Source organism: Shewanella holmiensis, assembly GCF_025370255.1.
Taxonomy (GTDB): domain Bacteria; phylum Pseudomonadota; class Gammaproteobacteria; order Enterobacterales; family Shewanellaceae; genus Shewanella; species Shewanella holmiensis.
Genome location: NZ_JAMTCD010000023.1, coordinates 40,761 through 63,336, shown reverse-complemented (window position 1 = coordinate 63,336; position 22,576 = coordinate 40,761). Strand labels below are relative to the sequence as shown.

Below are 22,576 nucleotides of genomic sequence, written 5' to 3'. Positions count from 1 at the left end.
ATTTGAGTTTCTAACACTTTGATGTTTGGTACACCAGCCGTTTGGGTTTCTAACACTTTGATGTTTGGTACACCAGCCGTTTGGGTTTCTAACACTTTGATGTTTGGTACACCAGCCGTTTGATTTTCTAACACTTTGATGTTTGGTACACCAGCTATTTGAGTTTCTAACACTTTGATGTTTGGCACACCTGCGGTATGAGTTCCTAAAATAGAAGACGGTGTTGTCGTAGTAACCGACAAAAGTGTTATTACTGAAAGTGCAATTATTCCTTTAATCATTTTTTTATCTCTCTTAGCTCAGGGTTATTATTAAATTGTTATTTTTGACAACTAACAATCTAAAAGCATTTCCTGTGCCAATGTTGAATAAAAGTTTAGTTTTTGTTTGGTTTTTGTGTTTTAAATTGGGTTCTCTTATCTTGGTCAGTGGCTAATAGTTGTTCAAAGTCCTTTTCAGGTACAGGCTTACTGAATATATAACCTTGAATTTCTTCACAATTTAATGCTTTTAAAATATTAAGCTGTGCATTTTGTTCGACACCTTCACCGACCACAGTTAATCCCATATTGTGGGCTATCGTAATAATAGAATCGACCATTTTTAAGTCGCGATCTGATTTGTCTATGTCATCAACAAATGATTTGTCAATTTTTAAACAATTGATAGGGAAGCGCTTAAGGTAGGATAATGATGAATAACCTGTACCAAAGTCATCTAATGCAAGGCTAACCCCCATTTTTGCAAGTTGTTGCATCACTTTAATCGCTTTTTCTGGGTTTTTAATCACAGTCCCTTCAGTAATCTCCAACTCTAAATGTTTTGCAGGTAACTTAGTCAGACGTAAAATTGACTCTATTCTTTGCTGTAAATCAGTAAGGGCAAATTGACGTGACGATAAATTGACGGCAACTCTGCCATTAAACAGACCTTGTTCAAGCCACTTATTGGCAGCAAAACAGGCTTTACGAAGCACAACATCACCAATTTCGACAATTAAGCCGTTTTCTTCTGCAAGTGGAATAAAATCATTTGGCGGAATAATTCCGTGTTTTGGGTGATTTAATCTTACTAATGCTTCCATTCCGGCTAAACAGTCACTTTTTAAATCGACTTTCGGCTGGTAATACACCTCAAAATAATCTTCTTTTAAGGCTTCACGAATTAAATTTTCAACCTCTAATTGTCGTAAAGCATTTTGATTAAGCGACTCTGAATAGAATTGATAGCGATTGCCGCCAGCTGATTTTGCGTGATACATCGCGATATCAGCTTTTCGCAGTAACGCTTGCTCGTTTTGCTCATCTTCTGGATAAAGTACCACACCAATACTGATCCCAAGTACCAAACTTTCATCATTAAGGTCAAATGCTGGTTTAAGGGATTGAATAATATTTGAGGCAATCATCGCGCTTGACCCAATGTCAGGGTTTTGATCAATCAGTAGTGCGAACTCATCACCGCCTAATCGATATAAACTGGCATGACTGGGGATGGCTTTTTTAATCCGCTCAGCGACAGATATCAATAACTCATCACCGACTTGATGACCAAGGGAGTCATTAATACGCTTAAAGTTATCCAAATCTAAAACCATTAAAGTATGGTGGATGTCCTTTTTAACCAAATTATTTAAGGTAACTTGTAAACTAGAACGGTTAGGTAAACCTGTTAGTAAATCATTGTTGGTTAATTTGCGTAACTCTTCTTCTTGCTGTTTACGACGAGTAATATCAGAAAATACGCCCACATAGTGGCTTGTTTCGCCCTGTTCGTTGTAAATGGCATCGATGGTTAATTCCATCAAAAAGAAGTTGTTATCTCCTTTTTTTGCTTCAATTTCTCCGCTCCAACGGCCTTGCTGACGTAACGCTGTTCTAATTTGCTCTGAATAAGATTCTGGATAACGGGTAAATGCTAGCTTTTGCTGCATAAAGTTATCGCGACTGCATGATGCAATTTCACAACAGGCTTCATTGACTTCAACAAACACATAATCTTGATTCAGAATGAACATGCCTTCAGAAATGTTTTCAATTGCACGGGCAAAAAGCTTAAGTTGCTCTTCGACTTGTTTAATGTTGTTGATATCTTTAATTGTGCCAGTCATTCGCACTGGATGATCTTTTTGATCGCGTTCTACAATTTTTGCTCGGTCTAGAATCCACATCCATTGATTATTTCTGCCTTTCACTCGGTACGCTATTTCAAAGTGATCGGTGATATTACTGAAATGATCATTCAGCGCTTTTTGAACTCTGGGCTGATCAATCGGGTGAATATTACTTTCTTCACCGATTTTACCGGATCTGCGTCCATCTTGAGGGAAGTCCAACGTTCCCCAAATATTTGAGCGGAAGATTTTACCGCTTTCAATATCCCAGTCCCACATCTCATCACCACTGCCCCAGAGGGAAAGTTTGAGACGTTCTTCACTGAGCGCAATTTGTTTTTGTATTTCCCTACGACGTAAGACTGCACGGATTATTAATCCCATAATAATAATAAATGTTAGTGCATAAACACACTTTGCTCTTAGTGATAACCACCAAGGAGGGGTTATGGTTAAGTGTATTGATTTTTTATCTGTTTTTATGTTGGAAACTTTACTTTTTGCATAAACTTCAAATATATATTCGCCTGGTGATAAGTTGGTATATGTTGCTGAGTTTATACCTTTTGATTGAAGCCATTCCGCATCTAACCCTTTTAAGCTATAGTAGAACTCATAATTGCTGGGGTCTTCAATAAGTGTGGAAAACTTTATGGATAAAGGATAGTCTGAGTATTTTAATACTAGTGACTTTACCGTATTTATATTTTCATTTAAAACTCCACTCCCGACCTTCAATGGGGAGTTAAATAAATATACATCTTGAAATATTACTTCTGCAGCAGGCTTGTTTTTTATTGATAATAATACATTATCAGGGCTTATTATGCTTAGGCCATCTGGACTACCTAAAATAATTTTCCCATTAAACTGCAAGCTGCTTTTTATGTTGTAATCATTAAATATTCCATTTTCACTTGTGAAAGTTTTTAATGAGTTATCTTCAGTGTTTAGGATGTTTACTTCACCACTTGACGAAGTGATAATTAAATTGTCATTTTTTATTATTGAGTAGATTATTTTGTTATGATTAAAAATTGTATGTATATCATTGCTATTTTTCTTTGCTTTTAGAAGTGAACCTCTAGTCCCAAATAGAACGTTTTCTCCATCATCAAGCAAACTTAAAACTAACTCTTTCCCATAAATTAACTCTATTTTTTGTTTAGATTTTCTTATTAAACCTGCTTGTGATGCTATCCATATATCATTGTTTATTTTTAAAGTATCATAAATAGGATATTTTTTGCTAGAGAAAAAACTTTCAATTAATGTTCCTTCTTTAGTAAAAGAAATAATATCCCCATTGAATGTGCCGACTGTGATTGAGTTATCTTCTTCAAATTTGACATGTGTTATATGGTATTTTGATATTGTTATTGATTTTTTCGTCTTTAAATTAATTATTTCCAATCCATCTTTAGAACCAATAGCCATATAATTCTGTGAAGATGCTATAAATTTAGGTCCTAGTGTAAAACTCGTCGGAAATTTGTTTGTAACATTAAAGTTACTGTCGAATTCAATGATTTCATTTCCATCAGATGCAACTAACATTTTTGAATTATTTTTTGATATAGACCAAATGTTTTTTAGATTTATTACAGTTTTTTTAAAGTAGTTGTAATCATCTTTAATTAGAATGAAGCCACTGTTGAAGTCGCTAGCAAATATTTCATTTTCTGTGTGTATAAAAATGCTTTTGTTTAAGTTGTATAGTTTAGGGTCTATTATTCCTTGTTTTATTATTTTTATTGCACCTTTTTCACTGGTGATGTTGTAAATTATGTTGTTATGTGTTGAACTGACTTTGTTTTTTAATAAGTTTTCATTAAATTTACCTAGGCTGATATTTATGTTTACTTTAGTTTCGTCCTCTGAAATGTAGTAAGAGTTGTTTTCCTTTGAAATTAATAATTTATTACCTATTTTTGTTATATCAATAGTTTCGCTGTCAATTTTTGATATGGAATTGTTTTTTAGATAAAAAATATCTCCTTCATAATTTCGAATGTAAATGCCTTTTTCGGTGCCAATGGTTTTTTTAATTTCACGAAGTTTATCGTTTTTAACTTTTACGTCAAACTCCCCTGACTTTAAATTAAGAGCAACTAATGAATTATGCAATCCTATATAAATATTGTTTTTATATATATCCAGCGACCAAATAGTTTGGTTGTTAATTATTTCACTGTTATATAATGTTATGAAACCTTCATTTTTTTCATCAAATTTTACTAAGCCATTATCAGTGCCAATTAAAATTTCACCATCGTCATCGACAATTAAATTTCTTATAAATGAACTAGGTAAATTGTTGCTCTCATTTGCGAAATATTGCTTGAATTCTTTACCATCAAAACGATTTAAGCCGTTGATAGTTCCAATCCAAACATATCCTTGCTTATCTTTTACAAAGCTAGTGACGGTGTTTTGACTCAAACCCTCATCAACAGTAAATCGTTTAAAGTTCAATAGAATTTTGCTGTTAATTTCGTTGGCAATATTTTCTATTGACTGTGTTTCAGCGGCTAAAAAAAAGCTCAATAAATATGCAAAGATAAAAATTGTTTTCTGGAGAGTTTTAGGCATAATTTGTTTTTCTTATTCTCGGAGATGCCAAGTAAAAGTAGTTAGTTGCCTACTTTTTCAGAATCTATGGTATTTGTCAAAAATCTGTTAACCAAAATGAGTTGCATGTTGCTTTTATGTACCAACCCCAATCCCTGGGTATTCATCCGTAGCGACATTTAACTCATAATATCTAGCCATACTTAGCGGTTTACGCTAATAACAAACTGAAACTTAGTGGTTTATGTTGATGCCGCTGTTGTTGATGATTTACATTAAATTTTTCAAGAACAGAGTGGTAATGCTAAAAGTTAAATTTTTCAGCAGCTTGCTTAAACGCTCTCAAGTCTGAAATCATATTGTTAGACATTAGTTGTTGGCTTGAGTGCTGTTCGCCACAGCTGAACAAGACTAAACGGTCGCAATGCTTACTGCGCATACGTTGCATCATAAATTTAATTAAATCAGCTCTGGTTAATGTTTCAACTTTAGCCGCGACACTTTCTCGTTGGTCAAATTGGTAGTCCCTATTACCCAAACTTACCCAATAACGTTGCCCTCGAGTTTTGAGGTTAGCGTCATGTTCCATTATTTGGCTAATCAGCCCTTGTTTGGTACTTTCCCACTGCTCATTGGTAATTTGCATAACGGCATAACTAAAATCGGCAATAAACTCGTCAATGGCTTCAAGTAAAATCCTTGGCCCTGTGGACGGAGATTGGATATAAAAAATCATTCCTGGATGGCGATTAAGGGGTAAATACCCGGTGCCAACCATATAACCTAGCTGCTGTTTTGTGCGTAATTCATGGAAAAACGTTGATGACATTGTATGGTTCAGCAAGCTAAACAACGCCATCTTATCGGTAGTGGCCTTCGTCGATTGATAATAGACAATGATGGCACTATCTTGATGTTGAATGGTTTTTTCTCGTAATAAGGTGCCTACACCCTGCAAATCAACCAGCTCTCTTAACGATTCATTGCTTGGTTTTGATACCAAAGACAACAAATGCTCAAGACGTTTCCCTAATGCTTGAGCTTCAGAGACTAACCAATCACCGTATACCAGTCCTTCTAGATAGACCTTTTCAAAAAAGTCGCTCACATGTTGATGTAGCTCATCTAAAGTAATCGTTTCGAGTTCTTCAGCCATTCTTGCTGGTTCAAAACTGCGTTTTTGTAGAGTTACTGTCAAACTGGTAAATAATTGTGAAATGGGCTTTGCCTGAGCGACATTATGCCAACTGCGTAAAATTTGTTTACGGATCATGTTAAATCTGTCTTGAGTAAAATTACGCTCACGTGCTTTGTGAATGATAAGCGCGAGTAAACTTTCTTGATTCCCCGTAAAACCAGTGAGATGTAATGTAATTCCGCCTTGATGTGGATAGATATTATAGTTTAGGCCCGCCACTTCAGCTTGATAGGTTGACTCAGTTAAATAATCGAGTAACAGCTCAACATAAAGTCGGGTCAGTGTGGCATGGCGAGGCGACATACTGGATTTTTGTGAATCAAGCGATAAATATAAATGTCCTTTGGGAACATTAAATTCATCATCTTTCCTATGCCAAAGTCGATATCCTTCACCCTCAGCAACAATCACTGGGACTGGTGTTTGGCTTAATTCTGATCGCGCTTGAGGATTAGGCACAATAAAAGGGTTCGCTTGAGGCAGTGCTAATTCAGATCTGATTTCTGCTTGTTGCCAAAAATCTAACCTTGAAGGCGCTATATCAGACACCTTATATGGTGTGTGATACCAAGCTGCTTGTTTATTGGTATCTTGATCTTGTGCGACAACTTGCAAGCGCATATTCAGCGGGTGCATAAGATTGAGTAACGAACGCGCTTCATCTATATCCAAGTTGTCCATGCGGTAGTCACCGTATACCACATCTTCAGGGGCATAATGATGCATATTAATACTGAGATGACTGGCAAGATCTAATGCTTTAATCTGTTCTTGAAATCGAAATGCAGTATTTAAAAGATTTGCGCGCTCTTGATAACGCCAATCTTCTAATCCAGAGAGTTTAATCAGTTGAATATATTCAAAAATACATTTCACTACATCATCGATGGCTTTATAACCTTTGTCAGTTAGTTGAACGCTGACAGAGTAATCTTTAAAGTTGAAGCCATTAATGCCACCGCCAGCTGATAAATTGTTTGCAAGGCCTTGTTCTTTTAAATAAGACAATAAGCTGCCAGGACTTTCGTTACCCAGTAAATGACTGATGAAGGTTAACGGTTTACGTTTGTAAAACTGGTCAATACCAGGGAGGGCAAAATTAACGCTAATACGTTTTTGTTGTTTTAGTGGCACGATTGCGATTTGTTTCAGGCGCTCGGCCTCGGTCACCAGGAGTGCTTCAGGGTAGTGTTTACTTACTTCGCGATTGACTATCGCTTCAAAATAGGTTTTGGCCCATAGCTCTAATTGGTCTAAAGAGGCGGGGGCAACCAAGCACAATGTCATGATGTTTGCACAATATTGTTGTTGGTAGAATGCCAGTAACTCTTCACGTAAAACGGACTCTGGACCATTTAAGGTGGTTAAATTACCTACCGAAAATTTAGAAAAGGGGTGTGCCTGATTGGTGCTCTCTTTCTGTACTTGATAGACGCGACGAATATCGTCTTTTAGCTTAAGACTGTATTCTGACTCAATCGCATGACGCTCTCTATCGACTAATTCAATATCAAATTTTGGCGCGATGAAAAATTGGCTAAATCTATCGAGCGACTCTTCAAACACTTCAGCATTGATGGTGTAGAAAAAGTTAGTTTGCTCAGTGCCTGTCCAGGCATTGTTGTTACCACCATGTTGATTAATAAAAGCATGGTATTCACCAGGATCAGGATATTTCTCTGTCCCTAAAAAAAGCATATGTTCTAAAAAGTGCGCCATACCGGGTCGTTCGACAGGATCATCAAAATGTCCCACCTGAACGGCCATCGAGGCAGCAGCTTGATTCGATTGAACATCTTCAACCAATAATACCCGGAGTTTGTTCGAGAGACGGATATAACGATATAAGCGATGATCATTTTGACTTGTATGTATTGCTGGAAAATCGGACAAGTGAAGACTCCAGGTAACGGTTCTAGTTATATATTGATATTGTTATCAGTTTTTAGCAAATAACTCGCGATACTTTATTTTGTTTATCGACTAAAGTTGAGTTAATTTTTGTCTGTGAACGGTTTCATCAGCGTCTTAATGAGGCTACAATTGGTTCACGAGTAAATCAGATTGAAATCGAGTGTTGTATGCAGTTGTTTTTGATGCGTCATGGTGAAGCCAGTTTTGATGCGCCATCGGATCGCGAAAGGATGTTAACGCATAATGGGAGATATCAAACAGGTCAAATGGCCGGTTTACTCAGTAACCACATTTCTCAGCTAGATTTGGTTTTAGTCAGTCCTTATTTACGTGCTCAGCAAACTTGGCAGGTAGTGAGTAAGCACTTACCTAAAGCGAGAAAATGTGTGGTATTGGATGATATTACACCTGCTGGCGACCCAAGAAGGGCCGCTGATGTTATTCTTGCTTACGCTGAACAATACAAAGCCGATACCGTGCTAGTGATTACTCACATGCCGATAGTCGGTTTTTTAGTGAGTGAACTTGTTGCTGGGGTCGAACCTCCAATTTTTGCCACATCAGCTTTTGTGCAAATTGATAAGCATATGGAAGTGGCTAGTTTAGTGGGAATGAATTACCCACTTGCTGGTTAAGGTTTATTTATTAAACGGTTTGTTTGGTTTAACGATTATCTTCTATATGGCTGATCACCAATATCGATTAATACCAATAGTGCTGCATCGCCGCCCCATTCTTTTGGGGCTTGATGAAACGCTTTGACTTTAGGGTGCTGAGCTAACCACATTGGTATTTGCTGCTTCAAAATTCCCATACCATAACCATGCATCACGCTACAGCAAATACTGTTTTGTTTCACACAAGCTTGAATCAACGCCGCAAGTTCCAGTTTGGCTTCTGACTGTCTTAAACCATGCAAATCCAATAGTAAATCAGGAACATAATCACCACGACGTAAACGCTTAAGTTCAATTTTATCAACATTTTCATTTGCCCAACGCATCGGGCCCGTTACCGGAAGTAAAGGTTGATAGGTGTCAGAAAAGTAGCTGCTAGCATGAATTTGCTGCGCTTTTATTTCGACTTGCTGTTTGGTTTTTACGGGTTGTTTGAAGTGATGTGCTTGTTGCTTAATCGGCTTTATGCCGGCGACAAGATCACTAAACGACTCGAAATCAGTGATATTTTTGTCATTCATGGCGATATTGTATTGAATTCTAGGCCATCTTAATAGACATCAGTTACAATGCAGCAGAACTATTTTGTAGGAGTGTGTTTTGGATAAAATTTTTGTAGATGAAGCAGTCACTGAACTGCGTACCATTGGCGATATGTTACGTTGGGCTGTAAGCCGCTTTAACGATGCTGGTATTTATTATGGCCACGGTACTGATAACGCTTGGGATGAAGCCATAGCATTAGTTTTCCATGCATTACACCTACCAGATGAAATTGGTCAGCAAGTGATTCATTCAAACTTAACCAGCAGTGAAAAGCATAAAATTGTTGAGTTGATTATTCGCCGAGTTCGTGAGCGTTTGCCTGTACCTTATTTGACTAATAAAGCGCGTTTTGCTGGATTAGAATTTTTCGTTGATGAGCGCGTCTTAGTCCCTCGCTCGCCAATTGCTGAAATGATCAATAATCATTTTAGCCCATGGCTTTATAACAAGCCTGTTAACCGCATTATGGATTTGTGTACGGGTAGTGCCTGTATTGCCATTGCTTGTGCCTATGCATTTGAAGACGCTGAAGTTGATGCGCTTGATATTAGTGAAGATGCATTAGAAGTGGCGCAAATTAATATTGAAACCCTAGGCGTATTAGAACGCGTGTTCCCGATCCAGTCTGACTTATTCTCGGCTATCCCCAAAGGGCCTCACTACGATTTGATCGTATCAAACCCACCATACGTAGATGAAGATGATATTGGCGATATGCCAAACGAGTATCATCACGAACCCGCGATTGGCTTAGCTTCAGGTCGTGATGGATTGGATTTAACCAAGCGCATTTTAGCCAATGCAGCAGATTATTTGACTGAAAATGGTCTGTTAGTGGTTGAGGTGGGGAATTCAATGGTGCACTTAATGGAACAATTCCCTGATGTACCATTTACCTGGGTTGATTTTGAATTTGGCGGTGACGGTGTGTTTGTATTAACCCGTGATCAGCTAGTTGAAAATGAATCACTTTTCGCCATCTATAAAGATAGTGAATAATAACGCTGTATTAGTGTAACATTACACTGTTAAGTTTTTATTTGTGAAGGGATAAAGGGCGCATGTCAGGAAACAGTATCGGGCAAAACTTTGTAGTGACCACATTTGGTGAGAGCCATGGCGTGGCGCTTGGATGTATTATTGACGGCTGTCCTCCAGGATTGGAATTGACCGTTGAAGATATGCAACATGACCTAGACCGTCGTCGTCCTGGCACATCTCGCTATACTACAGCGCGTCGTGAAGCCGATGAAGTGCGTATTCTATCCGGTGTGTTTGAAGGTAAAACCACTGGTACGTCAATTGGTTTACTGATTGAAAATACCGATCAACGAAGCCAAGATTATTCAAATATTAAAGATTTGTTTCGTCCTGGCCATGCCGATTATACCTACCAACAAAAATATGGTTTACGCGATTATCGTGGTGGTGGGCGCTCATCTGCTCGTGAAACCGCTATGCGTGTTGCCGCTGGTGCGGTTGCTAAAAAGTATTTGAAAGCCGTTCACGGTATCGATATTCATGGTTATTTATCACAACTAGGTCCTATTTGTGCTGAGCAAATCGATTTAGCACAAGTAGAGCAAAATGCCTTTTTCTTTCCAGATGCCACCAAATTGGATGCGTTGGATGAATACATGCGTGAACTGAAAAAATCGGGCGACTCGATTGGCGCTAAAATTACAGTTGCTGCCACAGGTGTGCCAGTGGGATTAGGTGAGCCAGTATTTGATCGCTTGGATGCCGATATAGCTCATGCTTTGATGGGCATTAATGCGGTCAAAGGTGTTGAGATTGGTGATGGCTTTGGTGTTGTTACCCAAAAAGGCTCTGAAGGACGTGATTTAATGTCACCACAAGGTTTTGAGTCAAATCATGCCGGTGGGGTATTGGGTGGCATATCTTCAGGCCAACCAATTGTTGCCAATATTGCCTTAAAGCCTACATCAAGTATTAGCGTGCCGGGAAAAAGCATGACAGCGCAAGGTGAGGTTGCCGACGTTGTTACTAAAGGTCGACATGATCCTTGTGTTGGGATACGCGCGGTACCGATTGCTGAAGCGATGTTAGCCATTGTATTAATGGATCATCTATTACGCCATCGTGCACAAAACCAAGATGTACACAGCGAAACCCCTGTAATCGGAATGCGTTAAATGCCAATCTCTTCTAGCCCTGAGTTGCAGCTTCGCTGGCTCAGGGCTTGTTATTTCTTCTTTTTTGCTATTTTAGGTGTGTTAGTGCCGTACCTAGGTGTTTTCTTTGACGCCCGCGGCTTTGATGCGCAAGAGATAGGTTCCTTATTAGCGATTTTAATGGCCACGCGGATCGTCGCTCCCAATCTATGGGCAATAGTAGCCGATAGAACAGGTATGAGGGCTGGCTTAATTAAACTAGGTGCTTTTTGTGCAGCACTGACGTTTATCAGCTTTTTCTTTAACGGTGGTTTTTGGTATCTGGCCATCAGTTTGACTATATATACCTTCTTTTGGAATGCTATTTTAGCGCAGCTTGAGGTGATCACGCTTGAAACCTTAGGTGACAAAGCGAATCAATATGGCGCTATCCGAAGTTGGGGCAGTGTCGGCTATATTGTTCTGGTTGTGGCTGCCGGGGTGGGTATTGAACGCTTTGGCGCTGAAGTACTGCCTTATATTGGCATGATGCTGTTTATTGGTTTGTTACTATCTGCTTTACCTCTGCCCTCAACAAGGGCGGCAGTATTAAACGCCGCAGATCGTCCTAAGCTGCAGTTAGACAAATCAATCGTATTATTCTTGCTTTCCGCTTTATTATTGCAAATGAGTGTCGGCCCTTTTTATGGTTTTTTTGTACTTTACCTTAAGCAAATTGGTTACTCTGAAACCGTTGCTGGCATTATGGTGGCCGTTGGTGTTGTGGCTGAAATTGCCATATTTTTATTCGCCTCCAAGTTAATTGGCAAATATGGTTTACGTTTGTTGCTGGTAGTAAGCACACTGTTAACTGCAATAAGGTGGTTACTTTTAGGGTATTATCCAGATAATTTATTTTTACTATTATTGAGCCAAGCACTACATGCGTTTACGTTTGGCTTAACTCATGCTGTGTCGATTCAGTTTATTCATCGCCATTTTGGCATTCATCATCGTAGTAAAGGGCAAGCCATGTATGCCAGTATTAGTTTTGGTGTCGGTGGGGCGCTAGGTACTTGGCTGAGTGGTCATATTTGGGGCGACGGAAGTGGCGCGATGCATGTGTGGCTATTTGCAGCAGCGTGTGCGTTTACCTCGGCTATCTTGGTGTTTTTTATTCCCAATATGAATGGCAAAGCACCACGCCTCGACGCGGAATAGACTGAGTTATCTACGGATTAACATACATTTAAATGCTTGAAATAAAAGGAGCCAATGTGAAACCGTTTCGTTTAGGTTTACTCATTAACCCATTAGCGGGTTTAGGTGGCAGCGTCGGTTTAAAAGGTTCTGACGGTGTAGCGGAAGAAGCATTAGCTAAAGGTGCCCAGCCCAAAGCACATTTACGCATGCAGCAAGCATTAGCGGTGTTGTTACCTTATCAACATCGTATTCAAGTGATCACCGCTTCTGGCTGCATGGGGGAAGAACTCGCTCGAAAAATGGGCTTTGATACTCATGTTGTCTATCAATATCATGCAAATGTTGCTCATCTAAATGAACAGCCAGTCAGTAATGCAATGACTCAAGCGAGCGTTAGCACTACACCACAAGATACCTGTAACTCGCTTCAGGCTTTGATGAACGAAACTCTCGATTTACTTTTATTTGCTGGTGGTGATGGCACGGCAAGAGATGTCTATTCTGTTGTTGATGATGCAATTCCGGTATTAGGTGTTCCCGCTGGTGTAAAAATTCATTCAGGTGTTTATGGCATTACTCCTAAAGCATCAGGTTTAGTGGTTAAAATGCTACTTGATGGTGAGCTAGTCAGCCTAATGTCTGCAGATGTGATGGATATAGATGAAAGCGCATTTAGGCAAGGCACGGTAAAAGCCAAGCGTTTTGGTGAAATGCGAGTGCCTGCTGAACCTAGGTACGTGCAAGCTGTAAAAATGGGCGGTAAGGAAGTAGACGAATTAGTGTTAGCCGATATCGCTGCTGATGTGATTGAATCAATGGAAGACGAAATCTTCATTATGGGTTCTGGTAGCACTGTTGCGGCTATCATGGATGACTTATATCTAGACAATACCTTACTCGGTGTTGATGTTATTCAAGACAAACAATTAATTGCCAGCGACGTCACCGCACAACAATTACTGGATATTACACAGGACAAGCCGACAAAATTAGTGATCACTTTAATTGGAGGTCAAGGGCATGTATTGGGTAGAGGTAATCAGCAACTGTCGCCAGCTTTGATAAAACAGCTTGGTAAAGACAATATTTTAATCGTTGCCACAAAAACTAAGTTAAAAGCACTTGATGGACGACCATTAATTGTGGATAGTGGCGACCCTGAATTAGATAAAGCCCTTACGGGTTATTATAAAGTTATTACTGGTTACCATGATTATGTGATGTATCAAGTGGCTAACCCAGATTTGGTGGAATAAACCCATGTTAGAAAAGTATGATGCAGCGATGGAATCTTGGATAGAAGAAACCGTCAGTAATGGTGATGACGATTCACTTTTTGCTAGTGGTTACTTACAAGGCCATATCGCCGTGGTATTGGCTAAATTAGAAGCACAAGCGGATCAAGGTCTTGATGCATTAGATCATGAAGTTATTCAGTGTCTAGCTCTTGCCAATGAAGAGCTTAATGATGCTGATTATGTACTAGTAGCAAAAGCCTGGCAGCAATTACGCAGTCGAATTGTTGAAGCAGTATCATAACCAATGCCTGATAATCAATCCGTAGACTCATGCTTAGTTAGCCAAACTGAGCAAGAGTCTACCCAGTGTGTTAGCGCCAATGAGCCGCATGTCGCGATAGGTCTTGTTAATCCTAAAACGCCAGTTAATGTCGGCGGGATTATGCGAGCTTCAGGCTGCTATGGCGTCAATCAGGTATTTTATACCGGAAGACGATATGATTTAGCCGTTAAAGCAGATACTCAATATGAAGTTGATAAAAAGCAAGCGGCAAGGACTATTCCGTTACAGGGTGTTGAGTCTTTATTAGAGCAGGTACCGCTAAACAGTAAAATTATTTGTGTGGATTTAGTGGTAGGGGCAATACCTTTACCGCAATTTACTCATCCAGACAATGCATTTTATATCTTTGGCCCCGAAGATGGGTCCATTCCACAGCAAATTATTGATGCTGCAGATGATGTTGTGTATGTACCAACAAAAGGTTGTATGAATTTAGCTGCATCAGTGAATGTGCTGTTATACGATCGACTCGCTAAATCAACTGAGCATCAAACCGATGATAAACTCATTATAAAAAGTCGCGATAATAATAATCGCACACGAGTGAAACATTGGTTAAAGAAGTAACCAATAAGTAGGGTGTTTTGCTGTTAATCATCAAGGCACTTTGCTTTCTATCTTGTTTTAATTCCACTTTTTAATTTTCTTACTTCATCCATAAATATCAATTATTTATCTTCCTAAAAATTAGCAATAATCATCAGTAGATCATTTTCGTAGTGAAGATTAATCTGCGGCTTTCTTTTGGCGGGCATAAAGTGATAATCCCGATGAGTTGCTTTTAGTTTTTTGTTTTATAAGTGGGAGTTTTAAAAATAAAGAGGGTGGTGATAATAAATAGATTGCGGGAGCCGGATTACTGTTAATGACTGAAGCGACGACCTTTGTTTGTGGTTGAACAGAGCTGCGCCCTACATTGACTACTTAGGTAAATATCATTAGGAAATTGGTGTATAAATGGGATTTGAAACGATGAACTTTGTGGGGAATAAAAGTTTATGCCGATGTTAACGACTAATCAACTAACATCATTAAATTGGTTGCGGGAGCCGGATTGCTGTTAACAACTGAAGCGACGACCTTTGTGGATAATAAGAGCTGAGCCCGATATTACCTAACAACTGAATCACACTATTAAATTGGTTGCGGGAGCCGGATTACTGTTAACAACTGAAGCGACGACCTTTGTTTGTGGTTGAACAGAGCTGCGCCCGAAATTGACTACTTAGGTAAATATCGCTAGGGAATTGGTGTAAAAGGAGATTTGAAACGATGAACTTTGTGGGGAATAAAAGTTTGGGTCGATGTTAACGACTAATCAACTAACATCATTAAATTGGTTGCGGGAGCCGGATTTGAACCGACGACCTTCGGGTTATGAGCCCGACGAGCTACCATACTGCTCCATCCCGCGACTGTATTTATTACTTATTTTCGTTCATCAAATTGGTTGCAGGAGCCGGATTTGAACCGACGACCTTTGTGGATAATAAGAGCTGAGCCCGATATTATCTACCAACTGAATCACACTATCAAATTGGTTGCGGGAGCCGGATTTGAACCGACGACCTTCGGGTTATGAGCCCGACGAGCTACCATACTGCTCCATCCCGCGACTGAATTTGTTACTCATTTTTGTTCATCAAATTGGTTGCGGTAGCTGGATTTGAACCGACGACCTTTGTGGATAATAAGGGCTGAGCCCGACATTACCTACCAACTGAATCACACTATCAAATTGGTTGCGGGAGCCGGATTTGAACCGACGACCTTCGGGTTATGAGCCCGACGAGCTACCATACTGCTCCATCCCGCGACTGTATTTGAATCACTTCGTTTATCGTAATAATTTAACAAGTATCGTATGACACTATTAAATTGGTTGCGGGAGCCGGATTTGAACCGACGACCTTCGGGTTATGAGCCCGACGAGCTACCATACTGCTCCATCCCGCGTCCGATAAACGCTGCTTTGATGAGCCACATTCTCTTGCAAGTTTGTGGTGCTCTTCGAAGCGGGGCGAACTATAACGACTGACTTGTCGCTTTGCAAGTGTATTTTTGAAATGAAAGCCTGTTTGCTGATAAAGCAGTCTGTTTGCCTGTTTAAGTCGCAATAATTGTTATCAAGAGGTAAATAACAGCCCTAAACATCTTAGACTGAGGCAAATGAAGCATGGGCTTCGTCGATAAGTCGTTGGGGATATCGGTTTGAACAGGTATAATGCGCGTCAGAATTTATTGAGTAAAGATGACTAGCTAACCTATGTTTAATTTTTTTGCAGCCTCCCCGAAAGGGTTTGAATATAGCCTTGCCTGTGAACTGAAAGAGTTTGGCGCTTTTGAAGTAAAGGAAAGCGTTGCGGGCGTTTATTTTTCTGCCCCACTGGAACTTGCCTATAGGATCACTTTGTGGACTAGGCTAGCAAGTCGAATTGTTTTGGTTATCTATAAAGGTGCCTGTGACTCAGCAGAGCAATTATATAATGCTGCATACTGTATTGATTGGCCGTCACATTTTTCGAATAAAAATACCTTTAGTATCGATTTTCACGGTACGGGCGGCTTTATTAACAACACCCAGTTTGGTGCGTTAAAAATTAAAGATGCTGTTGTAGACCGTTTCCGTGATGATGGTGATAATCGTCCAGATGTTGAACGGGTTAATCCTGATTTTAAAATCGATGCACATTTTCGTAATGGTCAAATCACTATAGCAATGAACTTTTCGGGTTCTTCATTGCATCAGCGTGGCTATCGTTCTACAACGGGTGAAGCGCCGTTAAAAGAAAACTTAGCGGCTAATATGTTGGTTCGTTCTGGTTGGCAACAACAGCCTGTCACATTGCTAGATCCATTTTGTGGTAGTGGTACCGTGCTGATTGAAGCTGCATTGATGGCATCAGATATTGCACCAGGATTAAAACGTGAACGATTTGGCTTTGAGTTTTGGCGTAGTCACAATAAAACAATGTGGACGTCTATTTTAGATGAAGCTAAAGCTCGTGCAACGTTAGGCAAAAGCCGCTGTAATATTAAGTTTTATGGTTCAGATATTGATTCTCGCCTAGTTGCATTAGCAAAGCGCAATGCTGAAAATGCCGGTGTTGACGATCTGATTGAGTTTAATGTCAGCAATGTATTAAACATTGAGCCGCCAGCAGTAGAAGGCTTTTTGATCTCCAACCCACCATATGGTGAGCGACTTGGTAGTGTCACTGAGCTATTACAGCTTTATTACCAGCTTGGTGACAAACTTAAAAAAGAGTTTGGAGGCTGGAAAGTGGCGATGTTGTGTAGCGATGTCGAGCTTATCTCGTCATTGAAACTCAAAGCCGATAAGCAAATGAAAATGTTTAACGGCGCACTTGAATGTGTGTTTAACCTCTATACCTTGCATGCTAACAGCACTCGCCGCACCGCGCCTGAGTTGCCAGAAGGCGTCGATATTGCTGATATTGCTCCAGCATTTGCTAATCGCATTAAAAAGAATGTGAAGCAATTAGAAAAATGGGCGAAGAAAGAGAATATCGACAGTTACCGTCTTTATGATGCTGATTTACCTGAATATAACGTAGCTATCGACAAATATGTTGATTACGTTGTTATTCAAGAGTATTCGGCTCCCGCAACGATCCCTGAAGCGGTTACCAAGCGTCGAGTAAGCGATGTATTGTTGTCTTTACCTAATGCGTTAGGGATCAGCCCAGACAGAATTACCCTTAAAACCCGTGAGCGTCAAAAAGGCACACGCCAATATGAAAAGTTGGACGATAAAAAATTAGAAGTTATCACCAAAGAATATGGCGCACGCTTTAAACTGAACTTAACGGGCTATTTAGACACAGGGCTGTTTTTAGATCACCGAGTGACTCGTAAGTTAGTCGGTGAAAAGTCCCGTGATCGTGATGTGTTGAATTTGTTTTCATATACGGGGTCAGCTTCAGTGCATGCAGCACTGGGCGGGGCAAAGTCAGTCACCACGGTTGATATGTCAAATACCTACATCAGCTGGGCCAAAGAAAACTTCGAGTTAAATCGCTTATCTGGTAAGCAATATCAATTTGTGCAGGCAGATTGCTTACAGTGGATAAAAGAAAACAGCGATAAAAAATACCAATTAATTTTTATCGACCCACCGACATTCTCTAACTCAAAGCGAATGGAAGACAGTTGGGATGTTCAACGCGATCACGTTAACATGCTAGGTGACTTGATTAAGTTATTGGCCGTAAATGGTGAGATCATCTTCTCCAATAACAAACGTAAATTCAAAATGGATATCGAATTACTGACCAAGATGGGTATGAAGGTGGTTAACATAGATGACCAATGCTTACCGCTTGATTATAAACGTAATCCTCATATTCATAATGTGTGGCTAATTACCCATGCAAAATGAGAATGAATATGTTTTGTATCATACCGATGGCTGTCATTTATGCGAATTAGCATTGGCCTTGGTTGAACAATCAAACGTGCAATTTAAGCATGTCGATATTTGTGATTCAGCAGAATTAGCTGTGCGATATGGCACATCAATACCGGTTTTTGCTTGTGGTCAGCGCGAGTTATGCTGGCCGTTTGATGCGTCAGCATTGACGCAATTTTTAGGAGAGTAGTGTGAGTCTTGTTCGAATTAGTAATGGCTCATTAGCCTATGGTTACACGCCGTTATTGCAAAATGCCGACTTTACCATTGAACCTGGTGAACGTGTGTGTATCGTAGGTCGCAACGGCGCAGGTAAATCCAGTTTAATGAAAATTCTGTCGGGTGATGTTTTGCTCGATGACGGTGAATTTAACATTTCAAATGATGTTAATGTCAGTCGTTTACAACAAGATCCACCTAAAGCTGAAACAGGCACGGTTTACGCCTATATTGCCGCTGGTCTTCAAGAAATTGGTGAAGCATTAGAAAAGTATCATCAATTGTCTCACGACATTGCCGATGCATCACCTGAAGAAATGGAACGCATGCTAAAACAAATGCAGCCTCTTCAGGACATTCTCGATCATAACAATGGCTGGCAGTTAGATTCTCGCATCATACAAACATGCGAACTATTGAGCCTTGATGCAGATAAACCGCTAACAGAGTTATCAGGTGGTTGGCAGCGTAAAGTCGCACTTGCGCGAGCGTTAGTGAGCGAGCCGGATTTATTATTACTCGATGAGCCTACCAACCATTTAGACATTGATACCATCGAATGGCTTGAACAATTTTTAATGAGCTTTAAAGGCGCAATCGTGTTTGTTAGTCACGACCGTGGCTTTATTCAACGCATGGCGACTCGCATTGTTGATTTAGATCGTGGTGTGGTTACCTCATGGCCTGGAAACTATCAAGCTTACCTTGACGGCAAACAAGAATGGCTCAGAGTTGAAGCAGAGAAAAATGCTCAATTTGACAAAAAGTTAGCCGAAGAAGAAACCTGGATTAGGCAAGGCGTTAAAGCTCGACGTACCCGTAATGAAGGGCGAGTTAGAGCCTTGCAAGCGTTACGTCAAGAACGTATGGCGCGTTTAAATAGACAAGGCAATGCCAAAATGGTCGTTTCTGATGGCCAACGTTCTGGTAAGTTAGTCTTCGATATTCAGAATGTTGATTACAATATTCCTGAGAAAAACTTGGTTAAAAACTTCAGTTCAACCGTTATGCGTGGCGATAGAATTGCCTTAATTGGCCCTAATGGCTGTGGTAAATCAACATTAATTAAGTTGCTAATTGACCAACTAAAACCGCAAGCCGGTGAGATTAAAGTGGGCACTAAGTTAGACGTGGCTTATTTTGACCAATATCGAGAAGCGCTTGACCCTGAAAAAACCGTCGAAGAAAACGTGGGTGAAGGTAAAAGCACCGTCACGGTAAACGGCCAAGATCGCCATATTTTGAGCTACTTACAAGACTTTTTGTTTTCACCAATGCGCGCCAGAACCCCAGTTAAAGCTTTATCTGGAGGAGAGAAAAACCGGTTATTACTCGCTCGACTATTGTTACGTCCAGCCAACTTAATCATTCTTGATGAACCAACAAACGATCTTGATATTGAGACACTAGAGTTGTTAGAGTCTCTTCTGACCGATTTTGAAGGCACTTTGCTTATTGTTAGCCATGACAGGGCCTTTATCGATAACACAGTTACAAGTAGTTGGTGGTTTGCGGGTAACGGCCATTGGAGCGAGTATGTTGGTGGTTACCAAGATGCCGTTTCTCAAGGGGCTAAATTTTATTCTGAGGAACCTGCAGCCCAAACTATTGTCGAAACTCCTGCAGTAAAAGAAGTTAAGCCGATAAAGGTTGCTGAAAAGCCAGCAAAAAAACTGTCTTATAAAATGCAACGTGAATTAGACGACCTGCCTGCTCGTATGGAACAATTAGAGCAAGAGATTGAAGTGTTACAAGCAAAAGTGAGTGAAGGCGATTTTTATAATCAGCCGCAAGAGGCGGTAAACACCACTTTGCAATTATTAGCGTCAACTGAACAAGATTTAGAAAGATGTTTTGAGCGTTGGGAAGAGCTTGAGTCATTAAAATAAAGAATAATAATACAGGAATAGTTTTCATGAAGTTAAAGTTAGACAAAGCCTTATCACTTGTTGCTATAGGTGTATTAAGCGGCATTGGCAGCACTCAAGCCGCACCCGTATATGAAATTGTTAATCTAGATGAAGCAACTTATGATCTACTAGGGACGATTGACGGCACCCGCAATGGTTATGCGATGGGCGTTGATGCTAATGACCAATTAGTCGGTATTTCTCAAGGTAAAAAGAAACTTGATGTTGATGATGTAGACGATGGCATCATTAATGTTGAAGACGGTATCGAACCTGAAGAAAAAATCTCCTATTCTATCTTTAAGCCCATTGAGGCGAACAACTTTACCTTTACCGCGGCGGGAAATGCTGCGGAGTCTTGGAAACCTGAATTTTTCAGTATTGCAGGTACTACAGCGCCGGGCTCTACTGATAGTGAAGGCGAAGTCATTGTTAACTCAATTGACACCTTCTTTTATGGTTTAAATAGTAATAATGTCAAAGTGGGATCGTATACCGCACCAGAAAAACAGTTACCTTATGTAGGTGCTTTAGAAGATCAGGATTTCTGGTATTACCGTGACTTTGAGTTACGTGGTGTTGCTGTCAGTACCGCAACTGAGCCCGCAACCGAATTACCTCTCGTTCCACCATACACCACTTTTACTCGCGAAGCTGTTGGTGACAAACCCGCTGCCACAGTTGGGCTTGGTGGTTGGTCAGCTGCTGCCGCTGTAAATGAAAATAATATTGCTGTAGGTTATGGTAGTACTGATTTAGTTTCTTTCAGTATAGATAGAATCAATCAGTGTATTGATGATTTTAATGCTCAACCAGAATTCCCTGTACCAATAGATGTCTGTGTTCAGGCTTACCAATACCCTGATGTGAATAACAATCGTCGAAATATTCAATATCAAACTCGCACGCTAGTGTGGGACCTGAATAATATCGATACTGCTGGAAATCCATTAGTGACAGAGTTGCCTTTAGGCTTGACGCCTCCGGCAAATTCAACCCTGGTTTTCACCGCGCAAGGCTTAGGCATTAACAATAATGCAGATGTTGTTGGACGTTCTCACGTCTACCGCAATGGGGATACTGATAGATTACGCCAAGATGCGGCATATTGGAAAAAAGATACCAACGGTGATTATCAATATAACTGGGTTAATTTTAATGATGACGAAGTCTATTCATCTATGGCTTACGATATCAATGACACTGGTATTTTAGTTGGTAATTACCGTAAATATATTGGTGGTTATCTTCGTGATAAATTCTTCACCTTAGATACCAATACAGCCGGTGAGACACCTGTCACTCCAGAGGATTTTACGCCTGGTATTTCTGACTTAAGCAGTAAAGCCAAAGACATTAATAATAAAGGTCAAGTGGTTGGCTATATTGAAGTCACTTATGACAAAGAAAAACCTCGCCCTAAAGCAGGTTTTTTATATAACTACAACGATAAAGAGTTTACTAACCTAAACGATCGTTTAGTGTGTGACTCTAAAGGCTACGTTTCAACTGGTGAAACGACTTGGGAACGTAAGAAAATCACTATTCAAGATGGTACGGGCGAAAGTTTAACTTACGAATCTGACATTTATGTAGTTGAAGCTAATAGCATTAATGAAGATGGCACTATTGTCGGTACCGCATTTATTCGTAAACCGCGTTATCAGTTTGATAGTAATGGCAACCTTATTTTAGATGAGAATACTAAGCAGCCGTTGTTTCAATTGAGTGGCAATGGTGATCCTGTTACATCCTATGTACCGCGTATGGTTGTGCTAAAACCAACGTCTGGTGAGGCCTGTACCTACACGGATGTTGTAGAAGAAAAGCCCTATGAACGTAAAGGTGCAGCCAGTTTTGCTTGGTTATTTGCTTTACCATTACTGTGGTTAAGAAGACGTTCATTAAAGTAACTTTTACACATTAGTCTTCGTAATTCGTAGACCATAGCATCTAAAAAATCGAGAAATTTTTCTCGATTTTTTTTTATTTATATTCTCAATACGTTAATTAAAATTCACTTTAATCGATGTTTTTTTGTGTTGATTTAGTCTAAAAAACGAGCTATTTCTATAGTCCGACTTGGCGTAGTCAAGCC

The 22,576-nt window shown here is 39.9% G+C and carries 14 protein-coding genes, 4 tRNA genes and 1 pseudogene; 11 read left to right on the top strand and 8 right to left on the bottom strand.

Annotation, left to right across the window (positions count from 1 at the left end):
* The 3 genes and pseudogenes from NE535_RS15360 to NE535_RS15350 all read right to left on the bottom strand — a co-directional run.
* Positions 1-281 (bottom strand): annotated as a pseudogene (locus NE535_RS15360) (hypothetical protein); the annotation flags it as partial.
* Between the two features lie 95 nt (positions 282-376).
* A complete protein-coding gene (locus tag NE535_RS15355; protein WP_261299478.1) occupies positions 377-4,705 on the bottom strand; it encodes an EAL domain-containing protein in 4,329 nt (1,442 codons plus the stop codon).
* Between the two features lie 283 nt (positions 4,706-4,988).
* On the bottom strand, positions 4,989-7,775 hold the full coding sequence (locus tag NE535_RS15350) for an insulinase family protein (protein ID WP_261299477.1): 2,787 nt from the start codon (positions 7,773-7,775) through the stop codon (positions 4,989-4,991).
* A gap of 188 nt (positions 7,776-7,963) precedes the next feature.
* On the opposite strand from NE535_RS15350, the gene sixA reads away from it, so the two are divergent.
* Entirely contained in the window at positions 7,964-8,431 is a 468-nt protein-coding gene (gene sixA, locus NE535_RS15345) for a phosphohistidine phosphatase SixA (protein WP_261299476.1), read from the top strand.
* Between the two features lie 35 nt (positions 8,432-8,466).
* Here sixA and smrB read toward each other — a convergent pair whose 3' ends face one another.
* The gene (gene smrB, locus NE535_RS15340) at positions 8,467-8,994 is read right to left on the bottom strand and encodes an endonuclease SmrB (protein ID WP_261299475.1); all 528 of its coding nucleotides are present in this window, start codon (positions 8,992-8,994) and stop codon (positions 8,467-8,469) included.
* 79 nt (positions 8,995-9,073) lie between these two features.
* Between smrB and prmB the strand changes: the two genes are divergently transcribed.
* The 6 genes from prmB to NE535_RS15310 all read left to right on the top strand — a co-directional run bounded on the left by prmB (position 9,074) and on the right by NE535_RS15310 (position 14,484).
* Positions 9,074-10,018 (top strand): 50S ribosomal protein L3 N(5)-glutamine methyltransferase, encoded by a 945-nt coding sequence (prmB, locus tag NE535_RS15335; RefSeq protein ID WP_261299474.1) that lies wholly within the window; start codon positions 9,074-9,076, stop codon positions 10,016-10,018.
* A gap of 62 nt (positions 10,019-10,080) precedes the next feature.
* A complete protein-coding gene (gene aroC, locus NE535_RS15330; RefSeq protein WP_261299473.1) occupies positions 10,081-11,175 on the top strand; it encodes a chorismate synthase in 1,095 nt (364 codons plus the stop codon).
* A complete protein-coding gene (locus NE535_RS15325; RefSeq protein ID WP_261299472.1) occupies positions 11,176-12,354 on the top strand; it encodes an MFS transporter in 1,179 nt (392 codons plus the stop codon).
* A 56-nt stretch (positions 12,355-12,410) separates the two neighbouring features.
* Positions 12,411-13,592, top strand: a complete 1,182-nt coding sequence (locus NE535_RS15320) for an ATP-NAD kinase family protein (protein ID WP_261299471.1) — start codon at positions 12,411-12,413, stop codon at positions 13,590-13,592.
* Positions 13,593-13,596: 4 nt separating this feature from the next.
* Positions 13,597-13,875 carry a YfcL family protein gene (locus tag NE535_RS15315; protein ID WP_188843499.1) on the top strand — a complete coding sequence of 93 codons (279 nt, stop codon included), beginning with the start codon at positions 13,597-13,599 and terminating at the stop codon, positions 13,873-13,875.
* A gap of 3 nt (positions 13,876-13,878) precedes the next feature.
* The gene (locus NE535_RS15310; protein WP_261299470.1) at positions 13,879-14,484 is read left to right on the top strand and encodes an RNA methyltransferase; all 606 of its coding nucleotides are present in this window, start codon (positions 13,879-13,881) and stop codon (positions 14,482-14,484) included.
* A gap of 770 nt (positions 14,485-15,254) precedes the next feature.
* Here NE535_RS15310 and NE535_RS15305 read toward each other — a convergent pair.
* The 4 genes from NE535_RS15305 to NE535_RS15290 all read right to left on the bottom strand — a co-directional run bounded on the left by NE535_RS15305 (position 15,255) and on the right by NE535_RS15290 (position 15,873).
* Positions 15,255-15,331, bottom strand: a tRNA-Met gene (locus NE535_RS15305).
* A 124-nt stretch (positions 15,332-15,455) separates the two neighbouring features.
* Positions 15,456-15,532, bottom strand: a tRNA-Met gene (locus NE535_RS15300).
* Between the two features lie 124 nt (positions 15,533-15,656).
* A tRNA-Met gene (locus NE535_RS15295) sits at positions 15,657-15,733 on the bottom strand.
* A gap of 63 nt (positions 15,734-15,796) precedes the next feature.
* Positions 15,797-15,873, bottom strand: a tRNA-Met gene (locus NE535_RS15290).
* Positions 15,874-16,183: 310 nt separating this feature from the next.
* On the opposite strand from NE535_RS15290, the gene rlmKL reads away from it, so the two are divergent.
* The 4 genes from rlmKL to NE535_RS15270 are packed head-to-tail and all read left to right on the top strand — an operon-like array spanning position 16,184 to position 22,391.
* Positions 16,184-18,319: a bifunctional 23S rRNA (guanine(2069)-N(7))-methyltransferase RlmK/23S rRNA (guanine(2445)-N(2))-methyltransferase RlmL gene (gene rlmKL, locus NE535_RS15285; RefSeq protein ID WP_261299469.1), complete on the top strand. Its 2,136-nt coding sequence runs from the start codon at positions 16,184-16,186 to the stop codon at positions 18,317-18,319.
* Positions 18,309-18,539, top strand: a complete 231-nt coding sequence (locus tag NE535_RS15280) for a glutaredoxin family protein (protein ID WP_261299468.1) — start codon at positions 18,309-18,311, stop codon at positions 18,537-18,539. Before rlmKL ends, NE535_RS15280 begins: the two co-directional genes overlap by 11 nt.
* 1 nt (position 18,540) lies before the next feature.
* Positions 18,541-20,457, top strand: coding sequence for an ABC transporter ATP-binding protein (locus NE535_RS15275; RefSeq protein WP_261299467.1), 1,917 nt, complete (start codon positions 18,541-18,543; stop codon positions 20,455-20,457).
* Positions 20,458-20,483: 26 nt separating this feature from the next.
* Positions 20,484-22,391 (top strand): DUF3466 family protein, encoded by a 1,908-nt coding sequence (locus NE535_RS15270; protein WP_261299466.1) that lies wholly within the window; start codon positions 20,484-20,486, stop codon positions 22,389-22,391.
* Positions 22,392-22,576: the final 185 nt, after the last annotated feature.

What these genes read in the sequence shown, in the direction of transcription:
- NE535_RS15355 (WP_261299478.1), bottom strand. Translation starts at nt 4,705, where the DNA reads ATGCCTAAAACTCTCCAGAAAACAATTTTTATCTTTGCATATTTATTG.
- sixA (WP_261299476.1), top strand. Translation starts at nt 7,964, where the DNA reads ATGCAGTTGTTTTTGATGCGTCATGGTGAAGCCAGTTTTGATGCGCCA.
- smrB (WP_261299475.1), bottom strand. Translation starts at nt 8,994, where the DNA reads ATGAATGACAAAAATATCACTGATTTCGAGTCGTTTAGTGATCTTGTC.
- aroC (WP_261299473.1), top strand. Translation starts at nt 10,081, where the DNA reads ATGTCAGGAAACAGTATCGGGCAAAACTTTGTAGTGACCACATTTGGT.
- NE535_RS15325 (WP_261299472.1), top strand. Translation starts at nt 11,176, where the DNA reads ATGCCAATCTCTTCTAGCCCTGAGTTGCAGCTTCGCTGGCTCAGGGCT.
- NE535_RS15315 (WP_188843499.1), top strand. Translation starts at nt 13,597, where the DNA reads ATGTTAGAAAAGTATGATGCAGCGATGGAATCTTGGATAGAAGAAACC.
- NE535_RS15310 (WP_261299470.1), top strand. Translation starts at nt 13,879, where the DNA reads ATGCCTGATAATCAATCCGTAGACTCATGCTTAGTTAGCCAAACTGAG.
- rlmKL (WP_261299469.1), top strand. Translation starts at nt 16,184, where the DNA reads ATGTTTAATTTTTTTGCAGCCTCCCCGAAAGGGTTTGAATATAGCCTT.
- NE535_RS15280 (WP_261299468.1), top strand. Translation starts at nt 18,309, where the DNA reads ATGCAAAATGAGAATGAATATGTTTTGTATCATACCGATGGCTGTCAT.
- NE535_RS15270 (WP_261299466.1), top strand. Translation starts at nt 20,484, where the DNA reads ATGAAGTTAAAGTTAGACAAAGCCTTATCACTTGTTGCTATAGGTGTA.